19 protein-coding genes are annotated in these 24,069 nt (G+C 68.6%); 13 read left to right on the forward strand and 6 right to left on the reverse strand.

The annotated features are described in order from the left end of the window. Positions 1-116: 116 nt before the first annotated feature. Both glgB and E3O47_RS07740 read right to left on the reverse strand, forming a co-directional pair. Positions 117-2,462, reverse strand: a complete 2,346-nt coding sequence (glgB, locus tag E3O47_RS07735; protein ID WP_134420097.1) for a 1,4-alpha-glucan branching protein GlgB — start codon at positions 2,460-2,462, stop codon at positions 117-119. Next, positions 2,459-4,408, reverse strand: a complete 1,950-nt coding sequence (locus tag E3O47_RS07740) for a maltotransferase domain-containing protein (RefSeq protein WP_241986124.1) — start codon at positions 4,406-4,408, stop codon at positions 2,459-2,461. The genes glgB and E3O47_RS07740 overlap by 4 nt, the downstream gene beginning before the upstream one ends. A 206-nt stretch (positions 4,409-4,614) precedes the next feature. Here E3O47_RS07740 and glgP point away from each other — a divergent pair, with 206 nt between their 5' ends. Continuing rightward, a complete protein-coding gene (gene glgP / locus E3O47_RS07745) occupies positions 4,615-7,188 on the forward strand; it encodes an alpha-glucan family phosphorylase (protein ID WP_134400917.1) in 2,574 nt (857 codons plus the stop codon). Between the two features lie 58 nt (positions 7,189-7,246). Here glgP and ybaK read toward each other — a convergent pair whose 3' ends face one another. Both ybaK and glgX read right to left on the reverse strand, forming a co-directional pair. Continuing rightward, entirely contained in the window at positions 7,247-7,762 is a 516-nt protein-coding gene (ybaK, locus tag E3O47_RS07750; protein WP_241973148.1) for a Cys-tRNA(Pro) deacylase, read from the reverse strand. Positions 7,763-7,802: 40 nt separating this feature from the next. Then, positions 7,803-9,845 (reverse strand): glycogen debranching protein GlgX, encoded by a 2,043-nt coding sequence (gene glgX / locus E3O47_RS07755; RefSeq protein WP_104103214.1) that lies wholly within the window; start codon positions 9,843-9,845, stop codon positions 7,803-7,805. A gap of 95 nt (positions 9,846-9,940) precedes the next feature. Between glgX and E3O47_RS07760 the strand changes: the two genes are divergently transcribed. From E3O47_RS07760 to ligA, 5 genes are all read left to right on the forward strand, one after another. Then, a complete protein-coding gene (locus E3O47_RS07760) occupies positions 9,941-11,125 on the forward strand; it encodes a cysteine desulfurase family protein (RefSeq protein WP_134420099.1) in 1,185 nt (394 codons plus the stop codon). Positions 11,126-11,252: 127 nt separating this feature from the next. Then, complete coding sequence (locus E3O47_RS07765) at positions 11,253-11,585, forward strand: winged helix-turn-helix domain-containing protein (RefSeq protein WP_233191536.1); 333 nt, start codon at positions 11,253-11,255, stop codon at positions 11,583-11,585. Continuing rightward, on the forward strand, positions 11,585-11,824 hold the full coding sequence (locus tag E3O47_RS07770; protein WP_104103220.1) for a hypothetical protein: 240 nt from the start codon (positions 11,585-11,587) through the stop codon (positions 11,822-11,824). Before E3O47_RS07765 ends, E3O47_RS07770 begins: the two co-directional genes overlap by 1 nt. 155 nt (positions 11,825-11,979) lie before the next feature. Continuing rightward, the gene (gene mnmA / locus E3O47_RS07775) at positions 11,980-13,149 is read left to right on the forward strand and encodes a tRNA 2-thiouridine(34) synthase MnmA (protein WP_174722141.1); all 1,170 of its coding nucleotides are present in this window, start codon (positions 11,980-11,982) and stop codon (positions 13,147-13,149) included. Next, on the forward strand, positions 13,142-15,433 hold the full coding sequence (gene ligA / locus E3O47_RS07780; RefSeq protein WP_134420103.1) for an NAD-dependent DNA ligase LigA: 2,292 nt from the start codon (positions 13,142-13,144) through the stop codon (positions 15,431-15,433). The genes mnmA and ligA overlap by 8 nt, the downstream gene beginning before the upstream one ends. Position 15,434: 1 nt before the next feature. Here ligA and E3O47_RS07785 read toward each other — a convergent pair whose 3' ends face one another. Together E3O47_RS07785 and E3O47_RS07790 are read right to left on the reverse strand one after the other, a co-directional pair. Beyond that, positions 15,435-16,229, reverse strand: a complete 795-nt coding sequence (locus E3O47_RS07785; protein WP_134420105.1) for an alpha/beta hydrolase — start codon at positions 16,227-16,229, stop codon at positions 15,435-15,437. After that, a complete protein-coding gene (locus tag E3O47_RS07790) occupies positions 16,226-16,771 on the reverse strand; it encodes a PadR family transcriptional regulator (RefSeq protein WP_134420107.1) in 546 nt (181 codons plus the stop codon). Before E3O47_RS07790 ends, E3O47_RS07785 begins: the two co-directional genes overlap by 4 nt. A 298-nt stretch (positions 16,772-17,069) precedes the next feature. Here E3O47_RS07790 and E3O47_RS07795 point away from each other — a divergent pair, with 298 nt between their 5' ends. From E3O47_RS07795 to E3O47_RS07825, 7 genes are all read left to right on the forward strand, one after another. Beyond that, positions 17,070-18,398 (forward strand): alpha/beta hydrolase, encoded by a 1,329-nt coding sequence (locus E3O47_RS07795; RefSeq protein WP_134420109.1) that lies wholly within the window; start codon positions 17,070-17,072, stop codon positions 18,396-18,398. Positions 18,399-18,436: 38 nt separating this feature from the next. Continuing rightward, complete coding sequence (gatC, locus tag E3O47_RS07800; protein WP_166784587.1) at positions 18,437-18,733, forward strand: Asp-tRNA(Asn)/Glu-tRNA(Gln) amidotransferase subunit GatC; 297 nt, start codon at positions 18,437-18,439, stop codon at positions 18,731-18,733. A gap of 3 nt (positions 18,734-18,736) precedes the next feature. After that, a complete protein-coding gene (gene gatA, locus E3O47_RS07805) occupies positions 18,737-20,311 on the forward strand; it encodes an Asp-tRNA(Asn)/Glu-tRNA(Gln) amidotransferase subunit GatA (protein ID WP_134420111.1) in 1,575 nt (524 codons plus the stop codon). Further along, on the forward strand, positions 20,311-21,816 hold the full coding sequence (gatB, locus tag E3O47_RS07810; protein ID WP_134420113.1) for an Asp-tRNA(Asn)/Glu-tRNA(Gln) amidotransferase subunit GatB: 1,506 nt from the start codon (positions 20,311-20,313) through the stop codon (positions 21,814-21,816). Before gatA ends, gatB begins: the two co-directional genes overlap by 1 nt. Next, a complete protein-coding gene (locus tag E3O47_RS07815) occupies positions 21,816-22,130 on the forward strand; it encodes a hypothetical protein (protein ID WP_134420115.1) in 315 nt (104 codons plus the stop codon). The genes gatB and E3O47_RS07815 overlap by 1 nt, the downstream gene beginning before the upstream one ends. Positions 22,131-22,135: 5 nt before the next feature. After that, entirely contained in the window at positions 22,136-23,233 is a 1,098-nt protein-coding gene (locus E3O47_RS07820) for a VIT1/CCC1 transporter family protein (RefSeq protein WP_233191537.1), read from the forward strand. Positions 23,234-23,767: 534 nt separating this feature from the next. Then, on the forward strand, positions 23,768-23,932 hold the full coding sequence (locus E3O47_RS07825) for a hypothetical protein (protein WP_198411617.1): 165 nt from the start codon (positions 23,768-23,770) through the stop codon (positions 23,930-23,932). The last annotated feature ends 137 nt before the right edge of the window (positions 23,933-24,069 follow it).

Raw genomic sequence — 24,069 nt, forward strand, 5'->3', positions numbered from 1 at the left:
CGAATTCGTTTGGAATGGAGTCGCTCAGGCCCACGCGTCCGAAGTGGCAAAAAAATGGCCCCGTCGGCGTTTTGACGGGGCCATTTCCGCGCTCTCGCGAACTGGGGCGAAGCGGGTCAGCGTTGCAGGCGCAGCCAGAGACCGGCCAGCGGGGGCAGGGTCACCACAGCGGATGCCGGGCGTCCGGCCCACGGCACGTCGAGCGCGGTCACGGCACCCAGGTTTCCGACCCCGGAGCCGCCGAAGTCCGCGGCATCCGTGTTCAGAATCTCCTCCCACACCCCGGCGAACGGCAGGCCGACCTGGTAACCGTTGTGCGGCGCCCCGGAGAAGTTGAACAGGCAGGCAATGGGGTTGCCGTCGGCGTCCCAGCGCAGGAACGAGACCACGTTCTGGGCGGCCGCGCCGCCCTCGAGCAGCTCGAAGCCGCTCGGGTCGTTGTCCTTAGCCCAAAGGCTCGGGTTCGACCGGTACACCCGGTTCAGTTGACCGACAAGCGTGAACAGGCCGCGGTGAGCCGGCTGGTCGAGGGTCCACCAGTCCAGGCCGCGCTCTTCGCTCCACTCAGAGCGCTGCCCGAATTCCTGGCCCATGAACAGAAGTTGCTTGCCGGGGTGCGCCCACATGAAGGCGAGGTAGGCGCGCACGTTGGCGAGCTGCTGCCAGGAGTCACCGGGCATCTTCGCGACCAGCGAGCCCTTGCCGTGCACGACCTCGTCGTGGCTGATCGGCAACAGGAAATTCTCGCTGAACGCGTAGACGAATGAGAACGTGATCTGGTTGTGGTGGTGCGCCCGGTACATCGGGTCGACCTGCATGTACTCAAGCGTGTCGTGCATCCAGCCCATGTTCCATTTGAAACCGAACCCGAGACCACCGGCACTGGTCTGCGCCGTGACCCCACCCCAGTTAGTGGACTCTTCGGCGATCATGACCGCTCCGGGATTGCGCTTGTAGGCGGTGGCCGTGATCTCCTGCAACAGGCTGATCGCCTCGAGGTTCTCGTTGCCGCCGTGGATGTTCGGCTCCCACTGACCGTCCTCGCGGGAGTAGTCCAGGTAGAGCATCGAGGCCACGGCGTCGACCCGCAGCCCGTCGATGTGGAACTCCTCGAGCCAGTAGAGGGCGTTCGCGACCAGAAAGTTGCGAACCTGCTTCTGGCCGAAGTCGAAGACGTAGGTGCCCCAGTCCATCTGCTCGCCGCGGCGAGGGTCGGGATGCTCGTACAGTGCTTCGCCGTCGAAGCGGGCCAGCGCAAAGTCGTCCTTCGGGAAGTGCCCGGGCACCCAGTCCATCAAGACGCCGATGCCGGCCTGGTGCAGCCGGTCGATCAGGTAGCGCAGGTCGTCGGGGTGGCCGAACCGGCTCGTCGGCGCGTAGTAGCCGGTGACCTGGTAGCCCCACGAGCCGCCGAACGGATGCTCGGTGAGCGGCATGAACTCCACGTGCGTGAACGCCAGTTCGTTCAGATAGTCGATCAGCTGGTCGGCGAGGTCGCGGTAGCTCAGCCCCGGACGCCACGACCCGACGTGCATCTCGTAGATGCTCATGGCCCGGTTGTGGGGGTCGGTGGCCGAACGGTCGGTGAGCCAGCGGGCATCCGCCCACTCGTAGCTGGTCTCACCGATGACGGAGGCCGTCTTGGGCGGGATCTCGGTGTAGCGGGCCATCGGGTCGGCCTTACGCACCCAGTCGCCCGAGCGGGTCATCAGCTCGAACTTGTAGTTGGAGCCGGCGGTCAGCCCGGGCACGAACAACTCCCAGACCCCGGTGCTGCCCATGTTGCGCATGGCGTGCAGCGTGCCGGTCCAGGCGTTGAAGTCGCCGATCACGCGGACGGCCCGGGCATGCGGGGCCCACACGGCGAAGGATGTGCCAGACGTGGTGCCGAGCGGGCCCGCGTTCGGCCGGTAGTGGGCGCCGAGAACATCCCACAGGCGTTCGTGTCGACCCTCGCCGAGAAGGTGCAGGTCGAGCTCGCCGAGGGTGGGAAGGTAGCGATAGGGGTCATCGACGATCCAGGTGGGGGCGTCGCTGTAGCGGGCCTCCAGCAGGTAGTCCTGAAGGCCGAGAGTGCTCACGCCCTGCCAGATACCGTGGCCCAGGTGAGCCAGCTCCACATGCGCGCCCGTGGGCAGCACGGCGAAGACCTCGGTCGCGAGCGGGCGGAGGGCACGGATGACGGTGAGCGGGTCCGCGATACCGGCCTGCTCGATCAGGTGCTGGCCGAGGACCTCGTGCGGGTTGTAGTAGCTGCCGGTGGAGACGGCCTGGAGGACGTGGTCGGCGATGACCGGCAGCTCGAACGGCGCGGGGGAGTGCAGCGCTCCGGCAGGCTTCGGCACGCTCGCCTTGACGGTTCCCTGAGGCTGGGCGGCGCCCGCCTTGTCCAGGGTCTTCTTGTCAGCGGTCTTCTTGTCTGCGGCCCTTTTGGCCGCCGGACCTCCCTGTGCGTGCTTCATTGAGCTGGTCCTTTCACGTGCAGGATGTGCACCGGTTCGGTGAATGCGTTGAGGCGCACGAAGTTGTCGGCCGACCAGGTCCAGATGGCACCGGTGATCAGGTCCTCGACCTCGAACACGGAGCCGTACGGCAGACCGAACCGGGCGACGTCGAGGTGCACGACGGTTTGGCGCACGGAGTGGGGGTCGACGTTGGCGACGATGATCAACGCGTCCGAGTGCCCGCTGCCTGTGAACGGCGCGTCGAGGAATTTGCTGTAGACGAGGATCCCCTCGTCTTCGCTCTCGTGGAGATCGAGGTTGCGCAGCTGTCCGAGGGCCGGGTGCTCGGCGCGGATGCGGTTGAGGAGGGTGAGGTAGGGCGCCAGGGACGCGCCGGCCGCTTCGGCGCCCGCGAAGTCACGCGGCCGGTACTGGTACTTCTCGTTATCGATGTTCTCCTCGGCGCCGGGCCGGGCCACGCACTCAAACAGGTCGAAGCCCGTGTACACGCCCCAGGTCGGCGCCGCGGTGGCCGCGAGGGCCGCCCGGATCTTGAACGCCGCCGGGCCGCCGAACTGCAGATACTCGGAGAGGATGTCGGGAGTGTTCACGAACAGGTTCGGTCGCAGGAAGTCGGCGGTCTCGTGGGCGAGGCCATCGAAGAATTCCGCAAGTTCCTGCTTCGTGTTGCGCCAGGTGAAGTAGGTGTACGACTGCTGGAACCCCACCTTGCCCAGGCCCTGCAGCAGGGCCGGCCGGGTGAAGGCCTCGGCGAGGAAGAAGACATCGGGGAATTCGGCGTTGATCTCGAAAATCAGCCACTCCCAGAAATCGAGCGGCTTCGTGTGCGGGTTGTCGACCCGGAAGATATTGACGCCCACTCCGATCCAGTACCGCACGATCCGCAGCACCTCGGCGCGGATACCCAGAGGGTCGTTGTCGAAGTTGACCGGGTAGATGTCCTGATACTTCTTCGGCGGGTTCTCGGCGTAGGCGATGGACCCGTCGGGCAGCGTGGTGAACCACTCCGGGTGCTCGGTGACCCAGGGGTGGTCGGGCGACGCCTGCAGGGCCAGGTCGAGCGCGACCTCGAGGCCGTTCTCGCGAGCGACCGCAAGAAAGAACTGGAAGTCGGCGACGGTGCCGAGGTCCGGGTGGATGGCGTCGTGGCCGCCGTCCGCCGACCCGATCGCCCAGGGCGAGCCGGGGTCGTTCGGTCCGGCGTTGAGGGTGTTGTTGGGTCCCTTGCGGAAAGCCAGGCCGATCGGGTGGATCGGCGGCAGGTAGAGCACGTTGAAGCCCATCGCGGCGACGGCCGGAAGCCGGTTAGCCGCGGTGCGGAAGGTGCCGCTCTGCCAGGAGCCGTCGGCGCGCTTCACGGCGCCCTCCGACCGAGGGAAGAACTCGTACCAGGAGCCGACGCCGGCCCGGGTGCGTTCGACCAGCACGGTCCGGGATTCCGAGACCGATTCGAGGCTAGCCATCGGGCGCACGGCGGCCGCGGCAGCCAGCTTCGGGCTGCTGAGCACATCGAAGCGGGCGGCGACGGACTTGGCCGGGTCGACGAGGGACTTCGCGGCCGCGGTGAACGTGCGCCGCTCGTTCAGAGGGCGGGTCTTGACGGCGCTCTCTCGGAGGAGCAGCTCAGAGCCGATCAGGAACATGAGTTCCACATCGACCTCGGCGGGGATCTTCAGCGAGGCGTTGTGCCGCCAGGTGGCCCAGTCGTCGGCGTAGGCGCGCACGCGGTAGGTCCAGCGGCCCTGGGTTCCGAGGGTGACGAGCGTCTCCCAGCGGTCGGTGCCGGGGGAGTTCAGGGACATCGGATGCTGCGACTCGGTTCCATCGGGAGCGGTCAGCAGCAGCATGACGCCGATGAGGTCGTGTCCCTCCCTGAACGCGGTCGCGGCGAACGGAACCGCTTCGCCCACGAACGCCTTCGCGGGCCAGAGGTCGTCGTTCAACTGAGGGGACAGATCGAGGATCGGGATACGGCCGATCCGGGGTTCTGCCGGGTCTGTCGTCTGGACTTCCTGAACCGCGCCGAGGGTTTCAGGAGCCGCGCCTGTGCGTTTTACTGTCTTAGCCACCTACTGACCGTAGCGCGGATTGGGGGTGTAATGCTGCCTCTATTCACCCGCCGGACACGCCCCACGCCTAGGCTGAGGATGTGAAAGCGATCCGCAAATTTACCGTCCGAACCGTGCTGCCCGAGTCGCTCGCCGCGCTCGACGAGCTTGCCGGCAACCTGCGCTGGTCCTGGCATGAGCCGACCCGCCAGTTGTTCGAGCACATCGCCCCTAAATTGTGGCGTGAGAGCGGTACCGACCCGGTCGCGTTGCTGGGGGCCGTCGACACGGCCCGCCTCGAAGCCCTCGCCCAGGACAACGACTACGTGGCGTGGGCGAACGCCACCCGCGACGAACTGCGCGAGTACCTCGAGAAGCCCCGCTGGTACCAGGGGCTCGAGGGCGACAAGCCGGCATCCATCGCCTATTTCTCCCCGGAGTTCGGCATCGCCGCCGCGTTGCCGCAGTACTCGGGCGGCCTCGGCATCCTCGCCGGCGATCACCTGAAGAGCGCCTCGGACCTTGGCGTGCCGCTGGTCGGTGTTGGCCTGTTCTACCGTGCCGGGTACTTCAGCCAGGCCATCTCACCCGACGGCTGGCAGCTGGAGAGCTACCCGCTGCTCGACCCCGACGGCCTGCCGCTGTCGGTGCTGCGCCGGGCCGACGGCTCGCCCGTGCAGGTCTCCCTCGCACTTCCCGACGACCGGACCCTGCACGCGCGGGTCTGGCAGGCGATGGTCGGTCGCATCCGGCTCTTGATGCTCGACACCGACATCCCCGAGAACACCGACGACCTGCGACTGGTCACCGACCGCCTGTACGGCGGCGGCGGCGAACACCGTCTGCTGCAGGAGCTGCTGCTCGGCATCGGCGGCGCGCGCGCCGTGAAGAAGTGGAGCAGCCTCAACGGCCAGGCCGACCCTGAGGTGTTCCACACCAACGAGGGTCACGCCGGTTTTCTCGGCCTCGAGCGCATCTCCAGCCTGATCGGCGAGGGGCTCAGTTTTTCGGAGGCGCTGCAGGTGGCCCGGGCCGGAACGGTGTTCACGACCCACACGCCGGTCGCCGCCGGCATCGACCGGTTCGAGCGCAGCCTGGTGCGGCGCTACTTCGAGACCGACCTGCTTCCGGGCGTCGCCGTCGACGACCTCCTCGCCCTCGGCGCGGAGAACTTCCAGGATGGCAACCCGGACGTCTTCAACATGGCGCTGATGGGCCTGCGACTGGGGCAGCGCGCCAACGGCGTCTCGAAGCTGCACGGCGAGGTCAGCCGGGTGATGTTCAAGGGTCTATGGCCAGGTTTCGACGCCGACGACGTGCCGATCGCCTCGATCACGAACGGTGTGCACGCCCCCACCTGGACCGACCCGGCCCTTCTCGCGCTCGCGCAGAGCCGTCTGGGCACCAGCGACACGTCCGACGCCGATTGGGCGTCGCCCGCCGTGTCCGACACGGACCTGTGGCAGGTGCGCGGCCAGATGCGCCTGCAGTTCGTCGAGGACGCCCGCCGACGGATCGCCGCGGCCTGGGAGGGCCAGAACCCGGGCGGCATCGTGCCGTCCTGGATCGGGCGGGTCTTCGACCCGAACGTTCTCACGATCGGGTTCGCCCGCCGCGTGCCGACCTACAAACGTCTGACCCTGATGCTGCACGACCCCGAGCGGTTGCGCGCGCTGCTGCTGCACTCCGAACACCCGATCCAAATCGTAATCGCAGGCAAATCGCATCCGGCCGACGAGGAGGGCAAGCGCCTGATCCAGAGGATCGTGCAGTTCGCGGCCGACCCGGCGCTGCGCACCAAGATCGCGTTCCTGCCCGACTACAACATCGGTATGGCCCAGCTGATGTACCCAGGCACGGATGTCTGGCTCAACAATCCGCTGCGCCCGCTCGAGGCGTGCGGCACGTCCGGCATGAAGGCGGCCCTCAACGGCGCCCTCAACCTGTCGATCCTCGACGGCTGGTGGCCGGAATACTACGACGGCAACAACGGTTGGGCGATCCCCACCGCAGACGCCGCCGGTGACGCGGCCGAACGTGACCGGCTCGAGGCGGACGCGCTGTACGAGCTGATCGAGCACCAGGTCGCACCGAAGTTCTACGACCGCAACGCCGACGGAGTGCCCGAACGCTGGGTCTCCTCGATTCGGCAGACGCTCGCGAAGCTCTCACCGGAACTCAACGCCGGTCGGATGGTGCGCCAGTACGTGCAGGAGCTGTACCGGCCTGCCGGCACGGCCGCGGCCCGCCTGTCCGAGAACAACTACCGGGCCGCCCGGGAATTGGCCGCCTGGAAGGGGCGGATCGTCTCGGCCTGGCCCGGCGTCGCCGTGACCCACGTCGAATCCGGCGGCGTCGCCCCGGTGCCGCAGGTCGGCGACGAACTGCACCTCCGCGCACACGTGCAGCTGAACGGTCTTGCGCCCGAGGACGTCACCGTCGAGGTCGTCTACGGCAAGAGCCTCACCAATGACGACCTGAGTGACGTCAACACCCTGCCGCTCAATACGGAACCGTTGGGGACCGGTGCGACGGATGCCAGTACGCCGACGCTCTTCACCGGCACGATAGAACTCGACCGTGGTGGCGCATTCGGCTACACGGTGCGGGTCGTGCCGCACAACGCGCTTCTGGTGAGCCCCGCCGAGATGGGTCTGATCGCCGTCGCCGGCTAGCGCTGACCGGCCTCACGAAAAAGCACCTTCGTTCCGACGGAGGTGTTTTTTCGTGCGGTTACGGGCGCGCGATCGCCGCGAAGACCGCGGAGGCGGCCCGGGCCAGATCGGCCGGCGTCAGCTCGATGTCGAAACCGCGGCGCCCGCCGGAGACGAAGACGGTGTCGAACGTCAGGGCGCTCTCGTCGACCACGGTCGTGAGCCGGCTCTTCTGGCCGATCGGGCTGATACCGCCCACCACGTAGCCGGTCTTGCGCTCGGCGAGCGACGGGTCTGCCATCACGGCCCTCTTTGCACCCACGGCGGTGGCCAAAGCCTTGAGGTCGAGCTGGCCGGTGACCGGCACGACGCCGACGACCAGCCGGCCGTCGACATCCGTCAGCAGAGTCTTGAACACCCGGCCGGCGGCGACGTCGAGTTTCTCCGCCGCTTCCAGGCCGAAACTCGTCGACGACGCCTCGTGCGGGTAGGCGTGCGGGGTGAACGGGATGCCGGCGCGCACCAGCGCCACCGTCGCCGGAGTACCGGCGCTTCCCTCCACCCGTTTGGCCACGGTCAGCGGCCCCCGGTCCAATTGCCCATGGTCCGGTTGCCCATGGTCCGGTTGCCCACGCTCAGTGCGCCCGGAGCAGCTGCATTGAGGCGGCCGGTACGAGGAACCGGTCGCCGGGGGCGTGCTCGATGACGGCGTCGCTCAGGTCGTCGTGGCTGGAATCCCAGAGCAGCGAGTACGAGGTGACGCCCGTGTGCAGGGGCAGCGTCACCGTCACCTCCTCCTCACGGCCCTGCACGATCAGCAGGATACGGTTGAAATCCTCGTGCTCCGGGGTGCTCGCCGCCAGGTACTGCAGAGTGCGCTCACCGGACGAGTGCCAGTCGTCCTCGGACATGGACCGGCCCTCCGCGTTGTACCAGTTCATTTCGCTGGCGCTGAGGGTCGTCTCACCGGGGCGTCCGAACCGTACCGGGCGCAGCGCCGGGTTCTCGCGGCGCAGCTGGAGCAGGCGCCGAGTCACCCGGTGCAGGTCCTCCTGCCAGTCGTCGAGGTCCCAATTCAACCAGGTGAGCTCACTGTCGTGGCAGTAGGCGTTGTTGTTGCCGCGCTGGCTGCGACCGAATTCGTCGCCCGCGGTGATCATCGGCACGCCGGCCGACAGCAGCAGGGTCGCGAGCAGGTTGCGCATGGCCTTGCGCCGGGCGGTCAGGATGTCCCGGTCCCGGGTCGGACCCTCCGCGCCGTGATTGAACGAGTTGTTGGAGTCGGTGCCGTCGCGGTTCGACTCCCCGTTGCCGACGTTGTGCTTGACGTTGTACGAGGTCAAATCGGCCATCGTGAAACCGTCGTGGGCCGTGATGAAGTTGAGCGAGGCGAGCGGGCCGCGCTCCCGGGAGAAGGTGTTCGCGGAACCTGCGAGGCGGGTCGCAAAGCGCCCGATCCCGCTCCCGGCGTGCCCGTCGCGGGCGGCCGCCAGGTCGGTCAGCCAGAACGACCGCATGCGGTCGCGGTAGCGGTCGTTCCACTCGGTCCAGCCGTCTGGGAAATTGCCGGTCTGCCAGCCGCCCATCCCGATGTCCCAGGGCTCGGCGATCAGCTTGACCGTCGAGAGTTCCGGGTCGGCCGTGATCGAGGCGAGCAGCGGGCTGTCCGCCTGGAAGTCGACGTTCTCGTCCCGGGCGAGCGTGGCGGACAGGTCGAAGCGGAAACCGTCGATCTGCACCTCGTTCGCCCAGTAGCGCAGCGAGTCGAGCACGAGTCGGCGGGGAACGTCGTGGGAGACGTTCAGGGTGTTGCCGCAACCCGTGACGTCGATGTATCCGCCGGCGCTGTTCTGCCGGTAGTAGGCGGCGTTGTCGATGCCGCGGAGGCTGCTGACGGGGCCGTTCGGGCCCTCCTCGGCGGTGTGGTTGTAGACCACGTCGAGGATGACCTCGAGGCCGGCCTCGTGCAGGAGCTTGACCATGCCCTTGAATTCCCGGAGCACCGCTTCGGGACCGGCGGCCTGGGACTTCTGGGTGGCGTAGTCGGCGTGCGGTGAAAAGAAGTTGAAGGTGTTGTAACCCCAATAATTGCTCAGACCCTGCTTTATCAGGCGCTGCTCGGACACGAACGCCTGCACCGGCAACAGTTCGACGCTGGTCACGCCGAGGTTCTTCAGGTAGCCGATGGTCGACTCGTGGGCAAGGCCCGCATAGGTGCCGCGGAGGTTCGCCGGCACCGAGGGGCTGAGGTTGGTGAGGCCGCGAACGTGGGCCTCGTAGACCACGGTGTGGTCCAGGGCGATCCTCGGTTTGACCGAACCGGCCCAGTCGAAATCGCCGTCGACTACGGAAGACTGCCACTGGTCGGGGCCGACCCGCACGAGTCCCCGGGAATAGGGTTCGATCAGTGTCTTCTCGGGGTGGAAGGAGTTGCGGGGGGCGGTGGGACCAGAGACGCGGATGCCGTAGCGGCGTCCGGGGGAGAGGGTTCGGGAGTGTCCGGACCAGACGCCGTGCTCATCCTTGACCATGGGCACGGTCTTGATGATCCAGTGGGGGTCGGTGGCGTCGAAGATGCACAGGTCGATGGCGTCGGCGGTCTCCGACCACACGCGGAGTTCGCCGCCGTGGGTCGTGACTCGCACGCCGAGGCTGCGCAGGGGATCAGGCGGGGTCATGCGTTCTAGAGTAATGAGTACAGAAGCCGTGATTTACCACCAGGAGACCCGCCGGTGGGACCTGGCGAAACTCGAGCGAGCGCGAAAGGAGCGAGATGGCGATCTATCTGGACCATGCGGCAACCACCCCCATGCTGCCCGCAGCCATTGACGCCTACGTTCGGGCGATGGGGGTGGTGGGCAATCCCGCATCCGTTCACAGCCAGGGTCAGAACGCAAAACGGATGCTCGAGGAGGCCCGCGAGCAGGTCGCTGCCAGCCTCGGCTGCGACCCGATCGAGGTAGTCTTCACCGGCGGCGGCACCGAGGCGATCAACCTCGGCATCAAGGGGCTGTTCTGGGCCAGGCAGCCGCGCACCCGCATCCTCGTTCCCGGAGGCGAGCACCACGCCACCATGGACACGGTCGAGTGGCTCGATCGGCACGAGGGAGCCGTAGTCGAGTGGCTGCCGCTGGACGCCGTCGGCCGGATCGACCTGGCAGCGGTTGCCCAATCCATCGCCGCGAACCCCGACGACATCGCCCTGATCACCTGTCTCAGCGCCAACAACGAGGTCGGAACCCTGCAGCCGGTCGCCGAGGTGGCCGCGCTCGCCGCGGCGCACGGCATCCCGGTGCACGTCGACGCGGTGGCGGCGTACGGCCACGTTCCGATCGATTTCCACGCCCTCAGCCAGGCCGGCGTGGCCGCGCTCAGCGTCTCGGCACACAAGATCGGCGGCCCGGTGGGGATCGGGGCGCTCGCCCTCTCGCGCCGGGCCACGGTCGAGCCGCTGCTGCACGGCGGCGGGCAGCAGCGTCAGGTACGCAGCGGCACCCAGGACGTCGCGGCGGCCGTGGCATTCGCGGTCGCGGCAAACGCCCTGCACGACCTTCCAGCGGAGAACGCGCGGATCTCCGCGCTGCGCGAGCGACTCGTCGTCGGCGTCTCTTCGGCCGTACCCTCCGTTGTGGTGAACGGCGACCCGGACCCGCAAAACCATCTGCCGGGCACCGCGCATTTCAGCTTCCCGGGCTGCGAGGGTGACTCGCTCCTGTTCCTGCTCGACGTGGCGGGCATCTCGGTGTCCACGGGGTCTGCCTGCCAGGCGGGCGTGGCCGAGCCCTCCCACGTGCTGCGCGCCATGGGCCGCAGCGAAGTGGAGGCGCGCGGCGCCCTGCGGATCACCCTCGGCCGCACCAACACCGAGGCCGACGTCGACGCTCTGCTCGCCGCTCTCCCGGCCGCCCACGTCCGGGCGACCCGGGCCGGCCTGGCCGACCGGATGCCGGGCCGCTGAGCCGCGCCGCGGCATCCGTGCTCTGCTGCACGTCGTCGCTCCTCACCCGCGGCGCAGCTGCCGCGCGGCTGACGTGGCGGTGCTGGACGGCTTGGGCCTACACGTGTAAGGTATTTATTGCAGGTAGATGGATGTCGAGGGGAGCGTGGGCACGATGACGCTCGACGAGGAGATCGCCCGGCTGTCCGCCCTCGCCAACCCGCACCGGTTCCGCATCATCGCCCTGCTGGCGGAGGAGTCCCTCCATGTGAGTGAGCTCGCCCGCCGGCTGGGGATGTCCCGGGCCCTGCTGTACATGCACCTGCAACGACTCGAATCGGCCGGTTACGTGACCGGGCACCTCGAACTCTCCGACGACGGCAAGGCCCTGAAATTTTTCGAGGTCGTTTCGTTCGAGGTCACCACCAACGTCGCACGCATCGTTGCGGCGGTCGCAGCCGACACAGAAAGCACACATTGATGGACAACATTCCCTGGTTCGCCTGGATCGCCATTGTCGGCATTATCGCCGGCGTCACATCGAGCATCGTGGCGGCCGTGCTGCGGTCGCGCGAGAAGCAGGCGGAGTTCGCCGAAGCGGCGGACCTGCGCGGCCTCGTCGAGCAGAGCACCGCGAGCAACCAGGCCGTGCTCGACCGGCTCGCCCTGCTGGAGCTTCGCCTCGCCTCGATTGAGCGAACCCTGACCGATATCCCCTGACACTGGCCCTGGCCCTGGCTGGTGCCGCGGGCGTCTGTCGTCGCTCGTCCCGGCCCATCGTTTCGTTGCGCGGGAGCTGCGCGAGGGCTGCGCGAGGGCTGCGCGGGGGCTGCGCGAGGGCTGCGCGGGGGCGCTCACCCGATTACACTCGTCAAGTGAAGGTTTTGGCAGCAATGAGCGGTGGGGTGGACTCCGCCGTCGCCGCAGCCCGCATGGTCGAGGCGGGACACGAGGTGGTCGGGGTGCACCTGGCCCTCAGCCGGATGCCCGGAACCCTGCGCACCGGCAGCCGCGGCTGCTGCACGGTCGAGGACTCGATGGATGCCCAGCGGGCGGCCAACATCATCGGCATCCCGTACTACGTCTGGGACTTCTCCGAGCGGTTCAAGCTCGACGTGGTCGACGACTTCATCGCCGAATACGCCGCTGGCCGCACCCCGAACCCCTGCATGCGCTGCAACGAGCGCATCAAGTTCGCCGCCCTGCTCGAAAAGGCCCTCGACCTGGGCTTCGATGCCGTCGCCACCGGTCACTACGCCACGATCGTGACGGATGCCGACGGCAACCGCGAGCTGCACCGCGCCAGCGCCTGGGCCAAGGACCAGTCCTATGTGCTCGGCGTGCTCACCCAGGACCAACTGGCGCACTCGATGTTCCCGCTCGGCGCGACGCCGTCCAAGGCCGAGGTGCGAGCGGAGGCCGCGGCGCGCGGTTTCTCGGTGGCGAACAAGCCCGACTCCTACGACATCTGCTTCATCCCCGACGGCGACACCCGAGGCTGGCTGGCCGAGCGCGTGCCGCCGGCGACCGGGGACATCCTCGACCGGGACGGCAACACCCTCGGCACGCACGACGGGGCGGCCGCGTTCACCGTCGGGCAGCGCAAGGGGCTGCAGATCGGCACCCCGGCCGCCGACGGCAAGCCCCGGTTCGTGCTCGAGGTGCGCCCGATCTCCAACACCGTCATCGTCGGGCCGAAAGAGGCGCTCGCGATCAAGAAGATCGCCGGCACGAAGTTCACCTGGTGCGGCGTGGCCCCCGCGCACCCGGAGATCGCCTTCGACTGCGACGTGCAGATCCGCGCCCACGCCGACCCGGTTCCCGCCGTGGCCCAGGTCGTTCCGCTCAAGGCCGGCTCGTCCGCCGAGACCAGCGCGAGCCGCGGGAGCGGCGCCACCACCGAGCTCGTGATCATCCCGGCCGAGCCGCTCACCGGCGTCGCGCCCGGGCAGACCGCCGTCGTCTACCTCGGCACCCGCGTGCTCGGGCAGTGCACCATCGATCGCACGGTTAGTGCCGTCAGTGTGGTCGCCGTCGATGCATAGCCCGGCGCCCGACCCGGCGGCAGACGCGCCCCTGCACGTCGCCGCGGCCGAGGTCTCCGACCTGACCCAGCGCATCCTGGAAGCCCGGGACGCGTACTACGACCGCAACGAGGCCGTCATCACCGACGCGGAATACGACGCGTTGGTGCACCGCCTCGCCGAGCTCGAGCGGGAATTCCCCGAGCTGGCCAGTCAGGACAGCCCCACCCAGACCGTGGGCGGCCGCGCCGAGACCAGCCTGTTCGATCCGGTGCAGCATGCCGAACGCATGCTCAGCCTCGACAACGTCTTCTCGCTCGACGAATTCGGCCTCTGGGCCGCGAAGGTCGAACGGGACGCCGGGCGACCCGTGCACTACCTCTGCGAGCTCAAAATCGACGGACTCGCGATCAACCTGCGCTACGAGCAGGGGGTGCTGGTCAGCGCCGCCACCCGCGGCGACGGGGTGGTCGGCGAGGACGTCAGTGAGAACGTCGCCTTGGTGCCCGGCATTCCGAGAAAACTGCGGGGCACCGGGCATCCGCCCCTGATGGAAGTGCGCGGTGAGGTGTTCTTCCCGGTCGCCGAATTCCTCGAGCTCAACGCGCAGCAGGTCGCCGCCGGCGAACGCGTCTTCGCGAATCCGCGCAACGCGGCGGCCGGCTCCCTGCGCCAGAAGGCCGAGGGTAAGGCCGCGGAACCGCTGCGCCTGATGCGGGCCAGGCTCGGCCGGCTCCGGATGCTGGTGCACGGCATCGGCGCGTGGTCCACCCCGCCGGTCGCGTCCCAATCCGGGGTCTACGAGCTGTTGCAGGGCTGGGGTCTGCCTACCAGCAGCTACTACCGGGTGGAACCCTCCGCGGCTCTCGCGGCGGACTTCGTCGCGTACTACGGCGAGCACCGCGCCAGCGTCGACCACGAGATCGACGGCATCGTGATCAAGGTCGACGAGCTGGCCCTGCACGCCGAACTCGGTGCCACCAGCCGGGCGCCGCGCTGGGCGATCGCCTACAAGTACCCGCCCGAGCAGGTCAACACCAGGCTGCTCGACATCGTCGTCAGCGTCGGCCGGACCGGCCGGGCCACGCCGTTCGCCGTCATGAAGAAGGTGCGGGTCGCCGGTTCCGAGGTGCGCCAGGCCACCCTGCACAACCAGGACGTGGTCCAAGCCAAGGGCATCCTGATCGGCGACATCGTCGTGCTGCGCAAGGCCGGCGACGTCATCCCCGAGGTGCTCGGCCCGGTGGTCGAGCTGCGCGACGGCACCGAGCGAGCCTTCGTCATGCCGGTGAACTGCCCGGAGTGCGGCACGCCGCTCGCCCCGGCCAAGGAGGGCGACATCGACCTCCGCTGCCCGAACGCGCGCAGCTGCCCGGCTCAGGTGCGCGGCCGGGTCGAGCACATCGGCTCCCGCGGCGCCCTCGACATCGAGGTGCTCGGCGAGGTGGCCGCCGCCGCTCTCACCCAGCCCACCCGTCCGGTGGAGCCGCCCCTGCCCACCGAGGCCGGCCTGTTCGACCTCACCCTCGACGACCTGCTGCCGATCGAGGTCATCGTGCGGGACGCCGAGACCGGGCTGGCCAAGGAAGAGGATGACGGCTCCGTGCGGCTGCGCACACCGTTCCGGCGCAACCCCACGGCCGCCGAGAAGAAGAAGGGCGTCGAGGGACCGCAGCCGTCGTCGAGTGCGCAGAAGCTCCTGCGCGAGATCGAGCTGGCGAAGACCAAGCCGCTGTGGCGGCTTCTGGTGGCCCTCAACATCCGTCACGTCGGGCCGGTGGCGGCGCGCGCCCTGGCCGGCCACTTCGGTTCTCTCGAGCTGATCCGGGCCGCGTCCCGCGAGGAGCTCGCCGAGGTCGACGGGGTGGGCGGCATCATCGCCGACGCCATCATCGCGTGGTTCGAGGTGGACTGGCACCAGGGCATCGTGGAGCAGTGGACGGTGGCCGGCGTTCAGTTCCGCATATCGGAACACCCCGGTCCGGGAGCCGCTGCGGCGGCCGGGGGAGTGCTGGCCGGGCTCACGGTGGTGGCCACCGGCTCGATCGAGGGCTACACCCGGGAAGAGGCGCAGGAGGCGATCATTTCCGCCGGGGGCAAATCCGCCGGGAGCGTGTCGAAGAATACCGACTTCGTGGCCGCCGGTCCGGGCGCGGGGTCGAAGCTGGCCAAGGCGGAGGCGCTCGGCCTGCGGATCCTCGACGCCGCAGAATTCCACCTGCTGGTCACGAGCGGCCCGGAGTCCCTGGCCGAGACGACGGCCGACGCCGACGCCGACGCCGACGCCGACACTGACCCGGTTTGATTCAACGGCTCTTCTCACCCGGCACCTCTGACGCGTCGACCCAACCGAGCACCATCCGGGTGAACAGGTCCACATCCTCGATGCTCCAGACATGGTGCATGCCGGGTGCGGTCCAGGCGCGAGTCTGCGGCAAATGGGCGAGCAGCGCGGGAAAGCTGTCCCGGACGAGGCGGGACTCCCGTTCGCCCGCCACCGCCAGCAGGGGGCCGCGGTAGTCCTGCAGCCTCTCCGGGACGCCGCCGCGGTTCACCTCGGCGAAGACGCGCCGGGCGTTGTCGGTTCGGAGGCTCAGACCGTGCTCCACAAACAGGTCGACCGCGTCAGCGGGCAAGCCGAAAGCCTTCGCCTGGGCCCGCCAGTACCAGGGGCGGTCCCAGAGCCGCAGTTGCATCGTGCTCAGGAACCGGGCCGTGCCGTGCACCCCGGTGAGCGGCACGCCGGACACCAGGCACGAGTGCAGCAGTCCCGGGTGCCGGGCCATGACGTGCGTGGCCACGAGGCCGCCCAGGGACAGCCCCACCAGATGGGCCCGGCCGCCGCGCGCGTGAGCGGCGATGATGCCGGCCACATCGTCGGCGGTCTGACCGAGGGAAAGCCAGTCCTCTCCGGCCCGGTCGCCGAAACCGGGCAGGTCGGGGGTGAGCAGATGCCGGTCTGGCATTCCCTCCACCTGCGGTCTCCAGGACCACGACGCGACGCTGCCGCCGTGCAGGAACATGATCGTGTCGGTCCCCGTGGTGTCAACGCCGTGCTGCAGGGGATAGCGGAATTTCAGGCGCTGGCGGGGACGGCTCATCCGAGGGCCTCCTTCGTCTCGACCAGCCACGCGAGTTCCGCCTCGGCGTGGAGGATTCCGTTCCGCAGCGTTGCGAAGCGCAGCCTGCGTCCGAGGTCGTCCGGGGCACGATCGTCGGGCTCGCGGTGGGCCTGCTCCTGCTCGGCGACGGAACGCAGTGCGGCCAGCATCGCGGTGGCCTGGCCGCGCCGCGCCCGCAGCAGTGCCCGGGTAGCCGGCACCCCCAGGGTGCCGACGAAGAACAGCCGCATCAGGAACGCGTCGTGCGAGGTTTCGGGTTCCAGCGGCGCCCGCAGCCAGTCGCCCAGGGCCGCCCGGCCGGCCGAGGTGATGTGGTGCTCGCGCCGGTCGGGGCGTCCCCCCTGCGGAATGACCTCGACGTCGGCGAGACCGTCGGCGACCAGTGCCGCCAGCGTGCGGTAGATCTGGGATTGGTCGGCGGACCAGAAATGGGCGACGGATGCCTCGATGCTTTTTTTGAGGTCGTATCCCGTCATCGGTGCGAGGTCCAGGATCCCGAGGAGGGCGATTTTCAATGACATGTTTATATGGGATCACACCTATATAGGTTTATGCAAGTATCAACTTTGGCGCGATTGACCCTCGATCGGGGGTCTCCCAGACCCACTGTGGGGGCATGGCCGCACCATCCGTTTCAGTAGTCTGGAGACGCAATGCTTGTCTGTTAGGGGCCGGGTTGTTTTGCTACTCGGTGTTCGTGAGGGGACGTGCCCAGGTTTGCTGTTAGAAGCGGCGGTTCTAACGCTCTCCCTGGCTCTCAATGGAGTCAGTGAGACCTCTGGCGCGCACGCTCTCAGCACCACAGTCCAGGGCCAGCCGGTGCCGAACCGGGGCGCCGAACCCGCCGCGGCGGAACCGTTGTGGCTGAACCTGTCGGCGCGCACCGGCACCTCGGTCGCGGGGCCCGGCGCCGGCGACCCGCGGGTGTCCGCGCAGCCGATCGCATCCGTGCCGAAGTCCGCCACGGTCGCCACCGTCGAATCCGTGCGGGGACTGACCGGAGCCAACCTGCTGGCCGGGCTGTCCACCCTCTCCGTGGCCGACATGGCCGCGTTCGTGGAGCAGTCCCCCGGCCAGGTCGACGCCCTGTTGACGGCGCCGCCCGCAGCCTCCGCGGTGGCCGGCCTCTGGACGGAACTCGGCGCCTCCGAGCGGTCGTCGCTGCTGGCTGCCGCACCCAAGCTCGTGGGCAACCTGGAGGGTGTCCCCTTCCGGGAGCGGGGCAGGGCCAACGCCCGCTACCTCACGCAGAGCCTGGCCGACGTCACCCAGCGGCTGGCCGACGCGACCGACGACAGCGAGCGCACGCTGCTCAACCGAGAACTCGCCGTCCTGACCCAGGTCAAGGCGGCACTGAGCACCCCCGACGGCGCCCCGCGCCGTTCCTTGATCCTCCTCGACCCCGCAGGCGGCGGGCGTGCCGCGATCGCCCTCGGCAACCCGGACACCGCCGCATTCGTCACCTATCTGGTACCCGGCATGAACTACACCGTCGAGCAGCAGATCGTCAACTGGGCCGACACCGCAGACGCCGTGTACACGGAACAGATCGCGGTGCTGCGCGGGGGGGCGCCGTCCGGGCACGCCCTGACCGGCGGCATCCGCGCCGCCGGCGTCGCCACGATCGCCTGGATCGGCTACGAGGCCCCCACGGTGTTCACCGTGGGCGGGACGGGCCTCGCGGAGGTCGGCGCCGACTTCCTGGAGCAGTCGGCTCTGGGCATCGCGGCCGACCGAGGCACGCGTCGGCCCTTCGTTTCGGTGCTCGCGCACTCGTACGGGTCGACCGTGGCGCTCACGGCGCTGGCCCGCGGCACGTTCGGGGTGGACGCCCTGGTGCTGGTGGGGTCCCCGGGCAGCCAGGTGCAGTCCGTCGACAGCCTGAGCGTCGCGCCGGGCAGTGTCTATGTGGGCAGCGCCGACTGGGACCCGACCGTGAACAGCGCTTTCTTCGGCAGCGATCCCGGTGCGGAGTCGTACGGCGCGAATACCCTCGGCGTGTCCGGCGGGACCGATCGGATCACCGGCTCCTGGCTGAACGGATCGGTCGGCCACAACGCCTACTTCGACGTTGGAAGCGAGTCCCTGCACAACATGGCGTTGATCGGAACCGGCAACGCGGATCTTGTCACCGACGGCTCCGAATAGAATTGGGGAATCCACCCTCGACGATCGTACGGAGCAACATGTCTGAAATCACGGCCGAGCAGGTTGCCCATTTGGCCAACCTTGCCCGGATCGACCTCAGCTCGGAGGAGATCGCCCGCCTCACGACTGAACTCGGTCAGATCGTTGACTCGGTCGCGAAGGTAGCCGAAGTGGCCACGCCGGATGTGCCGGCGACGAGCCACCCGATGCCGCTGACCAATGTCTTCCGCGCCGACACGGTGGTCCCCTCGCTCACGGTCGAACAGGCGCTCTCCGGGGCTCCCGACCGGGACGGCGACAAGTTCCGCGTGCCCGCAATCCTGGACGAGGAGTAATCCATGACCAACGTGATCAAGCTGTCCGCCGCCGACCTCTCGGGTCTGCTTGTCGAACGGTCCATCAGCTCCGTCGAGGTGACCCAGGCTCACCTGGACCAGATCGCGGCCGTCGACACCGGTGTGCACGCGTTCCTCCACGTGGCCGGCGAGGCCGCGCTCGCCGCCGCAGCCCGCGTCGACGCCCGGCGTGCCGCCGGCGAGGTGCTCGGGCCGCTCGCCGGGGTTCCGATCGCCATCAAGGACGTGCTCGCCACCATCGACATGCCCTCGACCGCCGGTTCCAAGATCCTCGAGGGCTGGATCCCCCCGTACGACGCCACCGTGGTCAGGCGCGTGCGCGACGCCGGGCTGATTTTGCTCGGCAAGACCAACATGGACGAGTTCGCGATGGGCTCGTCGACCGAATTCTCCGCCTACGGCCCGACGCACAACCCGTGGGACTACGACCGGATCCCCGGCGGCTCCGGCGGTGGCTCCGCGGCCGCGGTCAGCTCCTTCGAGGCGCCGCTGGCGCTCGGCAGCGACACCGGCGGCTCGATCCGCCAGCCGGCCGCCGTCACCGGCTCGGTCGGTGTCAAGCCCACCTACGGCGGTGTGTCCCGCTACGGCTCGATCGCTCTCGCATCCTCGCTCGATCAGGTCGGCCCGGTGACCCGCACGGTGCTCGACGCCGCCCTGCTGCACGACGTGATCGGCGGGCACGACCCGCTCGACTCGACGTCGCTCACGGACACCTGGCCCTCGATGGCGGCCGCCGCACGCGCCGGCCTCGCCGACGGGGCGCTCACGGGGGTGCGGGTCGGCGTGATCAAGGAGCTGAGCGGCGACGGATTTCAGGCCGGAGTTGCGCAGCGCTTCACCGAGACCCTCACGTTGCTTTCCGCGGCGGGCGCCGAGATCGTCGAGATTTCCGCCCCCAGCTTCGAGTATGCGATCGCTGCCTACTATCTGATCCTCCCGGCGGAAGCGTCGAGCAACCTGGCGCGCTTCGACTCGGTGCGCTTCGGCATCCGGGTCAACCCGGAAGACGGCCCGCTGACCAGCGAACGGGTCATGGCGGCCACGCGCGACGCGGGCTTCGGCCCCGAGGTCAAGCGCCGCATCATTCTCGGCACCTACGCCCTCAGTGCCGGCTACTACGACGCCTACTACGGCAGTGCGCAGAAGGTGCGCACGCTGATCCAGCGCGACTTCGACGCGGCCTTCTCGAAGGTCGACGTGCTGGTGTCGCCGAGTGCGCCGACCACCGCGTTCAAGTTCGGCGAGAAGATGGCCGACCCGATGGCCATGTACCTCAACGACGTCACCACGATCCCGGCCAACCTTGCCGGGGTCCCCGGCATGAGCCTGCCGATGGGACTCGCGCCCGAGGACGGCCTGCCGGTCGGCCTTCAGATCATGGCGCCCGCGAAAATGGATGCTCGTCTCTACAACTTCGGAGCCGCCGTCGAGGCGCTGCTCGAAGCATCCTGGGGGCACACCCTCCTCAGCCGGGCGCCGGAGCTGGCGCGGAGAGAAATGTTCGCCGGCACAGCCACAAGCACAGCGTTCACGAGCACAGAGGGAGCCGTCTGATGAAGAAGGCCGAACTGATGGACTACGACAAGGCCCTGGAGCTGTTCGAGCCGGTGCTCGGCTTTGAGGTGCACGTCGAGCTCAACACCAAAACAAAGATGTTCTGCGGCTGCGCGAACGAATTCGGCCAGGGTGCCAACACCAACACCTGCCCCACCTGCCTGGGTCTGCCCGGAGGGCTGCCGCAGGTGAACGCGAAGGCCATCGAATCGAGCATCCGTTTAGGGCTCGCCCTCGGCTGTGAGATCGCGGAATACTCGCGGTTCGCCCGCAAGAACTACTTCTATCCGGACACCGCGAAGAACTTCCAGACTTCGCAGTACGACGAGCCGATCGCGTTCAACGGTCAGCTCACGATCGAACTCGAAAGCGGACGCCTGGTCACGGTCGACATCGAGCGCGCCCACATGGAGGACGACGCCGGCAAGCTCACCCACGTGGGTGGGGCGACCGGTCGCATCCAGGGTGCCGACTACTCGCTGGTCGACTACAACCGCGGCGGAGTGCCGCTGGTCGAGATCGTCACCCAGATGATCGAGGGCGGTGAGGCGGACTCACCCGAGATCGGCCGCACCTACGTTGCCGTCATCCGCGAGATCGTGAAAGCGCTCGGCGTCTCCAACGCCCGGATGGAAGAGGGCAACGTGCGTTGCGACGCGAACGTGTCCCTGCGCCCGCGCGGCTCGAATGTGCTCGGTACGCGCACCGAGACCAAGAACGTGAACTCGCTGCGTTCGGTCGAGCGGGCCGTGCGGTACGAGATCCAGCGTCAGGCGGCCCTGCTGCACGCCGGTGGAACCATCACTCAGGAGACCCGGCACTGGCATGAGGACACCGGCATCACTTCGGCCGGCCGGCCCAAGTCCGACGCCGACGACTACCGGTACTTCCCGGAGCCCGACCTCGTTCCCGTGGCCCCGTCGCGGGAATGGGTGGAAGAACTCCGCGTCACCCTGCCGGAGCCTCCGGCCGCCCGCCGCAAGCGGCTTCAGGCCGAATGGGGCTTCGCCAACCTCGAATTTCAGGATGTCGTCAACTCCGACCTCCTCGACGTCGTCGAGGCAACCATCGCAGCCGGCGCCGCAGCCCAGGCCGCCCGCAAGTGGTGGACCGGCGAGGTTGCCCGCCTTGCGAACGCCTCCGGTGTGTCCGCCGACTCGCTTGTGCAGCCGGCGCAGGTCGCCGCACTGATCGAACTCGTCGTGGCCGGAACGCTCACCGACCGCCTGGCCCGGCAGGTGCTCGAGGGCGTCATCGGCGGCGAGGGCACTCCGCTCGAGGTCGTCGAGTCCCGCGGTCTCGCGGTCGTCTCGGACGATGGCGCGCTGATCGCGGCGATCGATGAGGCTCTGGTCGCCCAGCCCGATGTTCTGGCCAAGATCCGCGACGGCAAGGTTCAGGCGGCCGGAGCCGTGATCGGCGCCGTTATGAAGGCCATGCGCGGACAAGCGGATGCCGCGCGCGTGCGCGAGCTCGTGCTCGAGCGTGCCGGAGCGGCCGAGTAATGGGCCTCGGGAACACGCGCAAACCTGCCGCCGACGGGTACCCCGGTTCCCAGCCGGGTGCCCTCGGTGTGGGAGCGCAGGTCGTGGTGCGCTTGGACCGTGGTCGGTATCCGGACGCCGACGCCGAAGACCCGAGCGGCGTGATTGTGGCGGCCGGAGAACTCCAGGGCGCGGCCCTGTACGCCCCCGTTTCCGGACGGGAAACCGTATGGATCGTGGAATTCGACGAACCCTTCTACGGTCTCGACGGTTCTGGCCCGCACGCGTCGGCTCGGGTGGCGCAGAGCTCGCTCGAAGCCGCCCCCGAGGCGTAACCATCGTGGAGCAGAAGCGCCCGGCCACCGCGCGGGACATCCGTCGCTGGCGCCGCTACCTGGCAGACGAACGGGCCGAAGCGACGGTGTACCGCGACCTCGCCGGACGCCGTAGCGGCGAGGAGCGCGAGATCCTGCTGGCTCTGGCCGACGCCGAGGGGCGCCACGAACAGCACTGGCGGCACCTTCTCGGTGACCAGGTCGGAGCCCCACACCGGGGCGCGATCCGCACCCGTTTCCTGGGGTTCCTGGCCCGCAGGTTCGGATCGGTTTTCGTGCTTGCCCTCGCCCAACGTGCCGAGGCCCGCTCCCCGTATGACGCCGATGCCGACGCCACAGACACCATGGCCGCCGACGAGCGCATCCACGAGGAGGTCGTGCGTGGGCTGGCCGCTCGCGGCCGGCAGCGGCTGGCTGGCACGTTCAGAGCCGCGGTCTTCGGGATCAACGACGGCCTCGTCAGCAACCTGGCCCTGGTGCTGGGCATCGGCGCCACCGGAGTGCCCGCCGCCACGATCCTCTTCACCGGTATCGCCGGTCTTCTCGCCGGGGCACTCTCGATGGGTGCCGGCGAATATGTCTCGGTACGGTCCCAGCGTGAGCTGCTCGAAGCCTCAACGCCGAATCCGGCCTCCCGGAACGTGCTGGCCCATCTCGATTTGGCTGCGAACGAACTGACCCTGGTCTATCGCGCGCAGGGGATGCCCCCGGAGAAAGCGGAGATCCATGCACGCGAGGTTCTGCGCACGGTGGCCATCGCGACCGGCCCGGTCGACGTCAAGAAGACCGGCGGCCTGGCTCCGGCGGTCGACGAGCACGAAGCCATCGGCACGGGAATCGGAGCGGCCACGTCGAGCTTCTGCTTCTTCGCCTCCGGGGCGATCCTGCCGGTGCTGCCGTATCTGTTCGGCCTCGACGGGATCACCGCGGTCATCGCGGCAGCCGTGCTCGTGGGGCTCGCCCTGCTGGCCACTGGCGCCATCGTCGGGCTGCTCTCGGGCGGGCCGCCCTGGCGGCGCGCCATCCGTCAGCTCATCATCGGTTTCGGTGCCGCCGGCGTCACCTATCTGCTGGGTCTTCTCTTCGGAACCTCGATCGCCTAACGCTGCTCCCGAGCCGCCGTGCTTGAGGTGGCCGCAATTCCGCTCAGAACGGCGCCGGTTGCTTCGTGTGCGCCTGCCGCACGGCCGGCTCCGATTCGGCCCTTTTTCCGGTGCACGGATGTTCGTGGCCGGTTCGCTGAGGAGGGTGCGCCCGGTCGGTGAGGTCCACTGCAGGGTTCTGCCGGGCAGGGGCACGAAGCTCCACCGGGTCTCGGACTGCTCGCTATATATGGGCTTCATGAGGGAGACGTTACGGGTACCCACTGACATTCAATGCCCCAGGTCGGCGACCGTCAGCGCCCTGTGGATAACCCGATCAAACTCATATTGCGGAGGAGGAGTGGTGCTCGCTGCGGGGCCTGCTTCGGGCATCCGTGATGGGGCGCGCCACCCGCATCCGTCCTCACGGTATTACGGAGATTTTTGGGGAAACGCCGGTCTGGGCGGCGTGTTGCGACAATCTCCGAAGTAAGTGACTACGGCCGCGACGGGTGCTCCGGGCTGGGCGGCAACCAGAGCCCCTGCGACTTCACGGTGAGCCCCGACCAGTGCGAGATCTCCCACGCCGGCGACGAGGAGTACGCGGCGCAGATCTGGTACTGGTCCACTCCCATTGAGGACTGCCTCGACGGCCGCACCGATGTGAAGTGCACCGACTACTCCGACTGGACGACCGCCTGGCAGGAGATCAAGGGTTAGCGCGGCATCCCCATCCGGCCGAGCCGAATCGGAGGAATCATGACGGGTGACACGGCGTCGCCGGGGCAACGGATGCCGGTGCCGCCGCACCGGGACACGCTCGCCCGGCGGGGTTCGATCACGCTGAGCCGGCATCC

It is taken from the genome of Cryobacterium sp. TMT2-17-1, from assembly GCF_004402765.1.
Lineage (GTDB): Bacteria > Actinomycetota > Actinomycetes > Actinomycetales > Microbacteriaceae > Cryobacterium > Cryobacterium sandaracinum.

Bases quoted from the DNA above. Each gene is read 5' to 3' on its own strand.
- E3O47_RS07815 (WP_134420115.1), top strand. From the start codon at position 21,816: ATGGGCCTCGGGAACACGCGCAAACCTGCCGCCGACGGGTACCCCGGT.
- E3O47_RS07760 (WP_134420099.1), top strand. From the start codon at position 9,941: ATGGCGATCTATCTGGACCATGCGGCAACCACCCCCATGCTGCCCGCA.
- gatA (WP_134420111.1), top strand. From the start codon at position 18,737: ATGACCAACGTGATCAAGCTGTCCGCCGCCGACCTCTCGGGTCTGCTT.
- E3O47_RS07785 (WP_134420105.1), bottom strand. From the start codon at position 16,229: ATGAGCCGTCCCCGCCAGCGCCTGAAATTCCGCTATCCCCTGCAGCAC.
- gatB (WP_134420113.1), top strand. From the start codon at position 20,311: ATGAAGAAGGCCGAACTGATGGACTACGACAAGGCCCTGGAGCTGTTC.
- glgX (WP_104103214.1), bottom strand. From the start codon at position 9,845: ATGACCCCGCCTGATCCCCTGCGCAGCCTCGGCGTGCGAGTCACGACC.
- E3O47_RS07770 (WP_104103220.1), top strand. From the start codon at position 11,585: ATGGACAACATTCCCTGGTTCGCCTGGATCGCCATTGTCGGCATTATC.
- E3O47_RS07790 (WP_134420107.1), bottom strand. From the start codon at position 16,771: ATGTCATTGAAAATCGCCCTCCTCGGGATCCTGGACCTCGCACCGATG.
- E3O47_RS07765 (WP_233191536.1), top strand. From the start codon at position 11,253: ATGGATGTCGAGGGGAGCGTGGGCACGATGACGCTCGACGAGGAGATC.
- glgB (WP_134420097.1), bottom strand. From the start codon at position 2,462: ATGAAGCACGCACAGGGAGGTCCGGCGGCCAAAAGGGCCGCAGACAAG.
- ligA (WP_134420103.1), top strand. From the start codon at position 13,142: ATGCATAGCCCGGCGCCCGACCCGGCGGCAGACGCGCCCCTGCACGTC.
- gatC (WP_166784587.1), top strand. From the start codon at position 18,437: ATGTCTGAAATCACGGCCGAGCAGGTTGCCCATTTGGCCAACCTTGCC.